The organism is Devosia sp. (assembly GCF_036406155.1).
Classification (GTDB): domain Bacteria; phylum Pseudomonadota; class Alphaproteobacteria; order Rhizobiales; family Devosiaceae; genus Devosia_A.
Map to the genome: position 1 here is coordinate 1 of NZ_DASWVV010000174.1, position 3,499 is coordinate 3,499.

Annotated in this window: 3 protein-coding genes; 1 reads left to right on the top strand and 2 read right to left on the bottom strand. The window is 67.7% G+C overall.

Annotated features, from left to right (window positions below; all coding sequences use genetic code 11):
- On the top strand, positions 1-1,537 hold a 1,537-nt coding region (locus tag VGD93_RS11565; RefSeq protein WP_395012183.1), incomplete at its 5' end, for an FAD-dependent oxidoreductase.
- Between the two features lie 499 nt (positions 1,538-2,036).
- Here VGD93_RS11565 and VGD93_RS11570 read toward each other — a convergent pair.
- Together VGD93_RS11570 and VGD93_RS11575 are read right to left on the bottom strand one after the other, a co-directional pair.
- Positions 2,037-3,293, bottom strand: a complete 1,257-nt coding sequence (locus VGD93_RS11570; protein ID WP_395012184.1) for a CaiB/BaiF CoA transferase family protein — start codon at positions 3,291-3,293, stop codon at positions 2,037-2,039.
- Between the two features lie 16 nt (positions 3,294-3,309).
- Positions 3,310-3,499, bottom strand: a 190-nt coding sequence (locus tag VGD93_RS11575; protein ID WP_395012186.1) for a hypothetical protein, incomplete at its 5' end; no start/stop codon positions are given.

A 3,499-nucleotide genomic window follows, 5' to 3' on the forward strand; every position in this document is an offset into this window, starting at 1 on the left:
CTACGCCGAGGCCGCGGCCGCGGCGAAGGCGAGCGGGGCGGACGCGGTCGAGATCCACTGCGCGCACGAGACGGTCGGCTACAGCTTCCTCTCCCCGGTCACCAATCGCCGCACAGACAAATGGGGCGGCGGGCCGGCCGAACGCATCCGCTTCGTCGTCGAGGCCTTGAAGCGCGTGCGCGAGCGCGTCGGCTCCACGATGGCGGTCGGGATCCGCGTGAACGGGCAGGAATCCCGCGAGGGCGGATACGACAACATGCAGCTGCGGGAAATGCTGTATCACATCGGCGAGACCGGCCTGCTCGACTTCGTCGACCTCGACGTCGGCCACTGCTGGGGGGCCCCGTCCTACGTGCCCTCGTCCTACCACCCACACGCCGAATACCGCGAGTTCGGCAAGGCCGCGCGCGCCGACCTCGCCGACCTGGACCCGAAGATCGCCGTGCTCTTCACCGGCCGCATCAACGACCCCGTGCTTGCCGAGGAACTCATCAAGGGCGGCTTCTGCGACCTTGTCGGCATGGTGCGCGCGGGCATCGCCGATCCCGATTTCGCCATCAAGGCGAAGGAGGGCCGGCTCGGCGAGATCCGCCGCTGCATAGGCTGCACGCGCTGCATCGACGAAGCGTCCGAACCGGCCTACATCCCCTATACGCCCACCTGCTCGATCAACCCGATGATCGGCAACGAGCTGCAGTGGGAGGCCGACTTTCGCCCTGCCGACAATCCCGGCCGCGTCGTCGTCGTGGGCGGCGGCGCCGCGGGCTGCGAGGCCGCGCGCATCGCAGCGCTGCGCGGCCACAAGGTCACAGTGCTGGAGCAGGGCAAACGCCTTGGCGGTCAGCTCCTCCTCGCCGCCAAGGCGCCCGGGCGCGACTCGTTCGAGGATCAGGTCTATTTCGAGGAAAACGCGCTCGCGCGCCTCGGTGTCGACGTGCGCCTCGAAAGCACCGCCGATCTGGCCGCAATCAAGGCGCTCAACCCGGATGCCGTCGTGATCGCCACCGGCTCGCTGCCGCGCGTGCCGACCGAGGTGCCGGGCATCGACCTGCCCCATGTCCTGCAGGGCTGGGACGTGCTGCGCGGGCGGGCGAAGACGGGCCAGCGTGTCGCGATCGTCTCCCAGGAAGACTACTACCAGACCCCCTGCGTCGCGGAATACCTCGCCGAGCAGGGCAAGCAGGTCGAGATCTTCCACAAGTCCGTGCATCTCGCCACCGAAGTCGCCCGCTACTCGATCGGCATGGTGCTGAAGCGCATGGAGCGCTGCGGCGTGAAGGTGCGTGCGAACCTTATCCTGCGCAGTGTCACCGCGGAGGCGCTGGAGTTCGTCTCCAGCTGGGGCGACCAGACTTATCGCGAGGCCGGCTTCGACAGCGTGGTGCTGATGTACGGCTCTGTGCAGCAACCGGCGCTCTACCACGTCCTAAAGGCAGACGGCAGCATCCCGCAGGTGTTCATCGCCGGCGGCGCATGGGTGCCGCGGCGGCTGGCCGAGGCGACGCGGCATGGGGCGGCCGTGGGGATGATGGTGTAGTCCCTGGTACCCGCCAGCATTAACGCGCCGATCCGTTTGCCCATCAGGGCAAGGATCGGCGCACAATTATTTCGCCACGGGCGCCCGCGCGGTCAGCGCTTCAATGCGCCCCGGGTGTGAAGGTCCGCCTCACTCGCCAGCGTATGGTCGGAAGATATCGCCCGACACAGTGGGGCGCACATAGCAGCCGGTGTAACGTCCGGCCGCCCGTGGCCCGTCGCGTGTCCGCAGCAGCAGCGCCTGGCGCTCTGCAATAGGCCTTCTCCGGTCAGTTATGATGATGGCCTCAAGCGGAGGCAGGCTATGGACGCCGACAATACCAACATCCTGATCTATCAGACTGAGGATGGGTCGAGCGTGACCGAAGTCAGGCTCGAAAGCGATTCGGTGTGGCTGCGGCAGGACCAGATGGCGGACCTATTCGGCCGAGAGCGTTCGGTGATCAGCAAACATCGGCGCAACGTGTTTGCCGAGAGCGAGTTGGCGGAGGGCCAGCGATTCACCTGGCCCTTCGTGCCCGCCGTTCTTCCCGCATCCGCGTCATTTCGGCGACGTCAGCAACCAAGCCGTCGCCGATGAGCGCATCGACGTCTCCCTTCGGGTAACCCAGCTCACCGAGGATCTCTCGCGTGTGTTCGCCCTGCATCGGCGGGTGCCGCGTGACCTCGCAGGGGGTGCCGTAGAAGCGGATGGGGATGCCCGTGACGTCGAGGCGGCCGAGGACCGGGTGCTTGACCGGGACGATCATGCGGTTGTGCAGGATCTGGGGATCCTTGACGACGTCTTCGACCTCGTTGATCGGCGCAGTGAGCACGTCGGCGGCGACGAGCTTGTCGACGAGTTCCGCGCGATCGAACTTGCGGGTGCGCTCGGCCATGACGCGGTCGAGTTCGTCCTCGTTGGCGAGGCGGGCGTGGATGTCGTGGAAGCGGGGGTCGGTGTCCCAGTCGGTTTCCAGGGCCCGGCAGACCTTGGCGAAGAACTTCTCGCCCGGCGTGGTGATGACCACGTGCTTGCCGTCCTTCGTCGGATACGCGCCGGAGGGCGCGAAGTAGAGGCTGCGGTTGCCGGTGCGCTTGGGGCGGTCGCCGGTGGTGAGCCAGGTGCCGATGGAGCTGGCCTGCGCGTGCATCAGGGCGTCGAGGAGCGAGACCTCGATGCGCTGGCCTTCGCCGGTGAGGTCGCGCGCGCGCAGCGCGGCCAGCGCCGCGTTGCTGACGAGGAGCGAGGTCATGACGTCGACGGCCGGGAAGCCGGTGCGTACGGGCGCACCATCGGGGTCGCCGTTGAGCGTGAGCACACCCGTGTAGCCCTGGGCGAGGAAGTCGATGCCGGGGCGGCCGGCGTAGGGCCCGTCGGCGCCGAAGGCGGTGACGCGGATCCAGATGATGTCCGGCCGGTGCTTCTTCACCTGTTCGTAGTCGAGGCCCAGCTTCGACAGGGCCGGCTCGCGGATGTTGGTGACGAGAATGTCCGCGGTGGCGGCGAGGCGGGCGAAGATTTCCTGTGCCTCCTCGCGTTGCAGGTCGAGCACGAGGTCGCGCTTGCTGCGGTTGAGGCTCAGATACGGGCCGCGCTCTTCGCCGCGCTTGGGGCCGAGGTGGCGGCTTTCATCGCCGTAGTGGGACTCGATCTTGATGACGTCGGCACCCAGGTCGCCGAGTAGCGTCGCGCCGTAGGGACCGGCGAGCATGGTCGAGAGGTCGAGGACGCGCAGGCCGGCGAGGGGCCCGTTGCTGAGGTCGGGTTGGGACATTGTGAAAGCTTTCCTGTCAGGCTTTGTTGTGCAGCAGGTTCCACAGCCGGCGGGGCGAGGCGGGCGTTTCCCGGCACTCGAGGCCGAGGGGCGCCAGGGCGTCGTTGATCGCGCACAGCAGGGCCGCAGGCGTGGTGTGGATTGCGCCTTCGCCGCAGCCCTTTGCGCCGAGCGGAGTAATGGGGGAAGGGGTGACGATGTGATCC

What these genes read in the sequence shown, in the direction of transcription:
- VGD93_RS11570 (WP_395012184.1), bottom strand. Translation starts at nt 3,293, where the DNA reads ATGTCCCAACCCGACCTCAGCAACGGGCCCCTCGCCGGCCTGCGCGTC.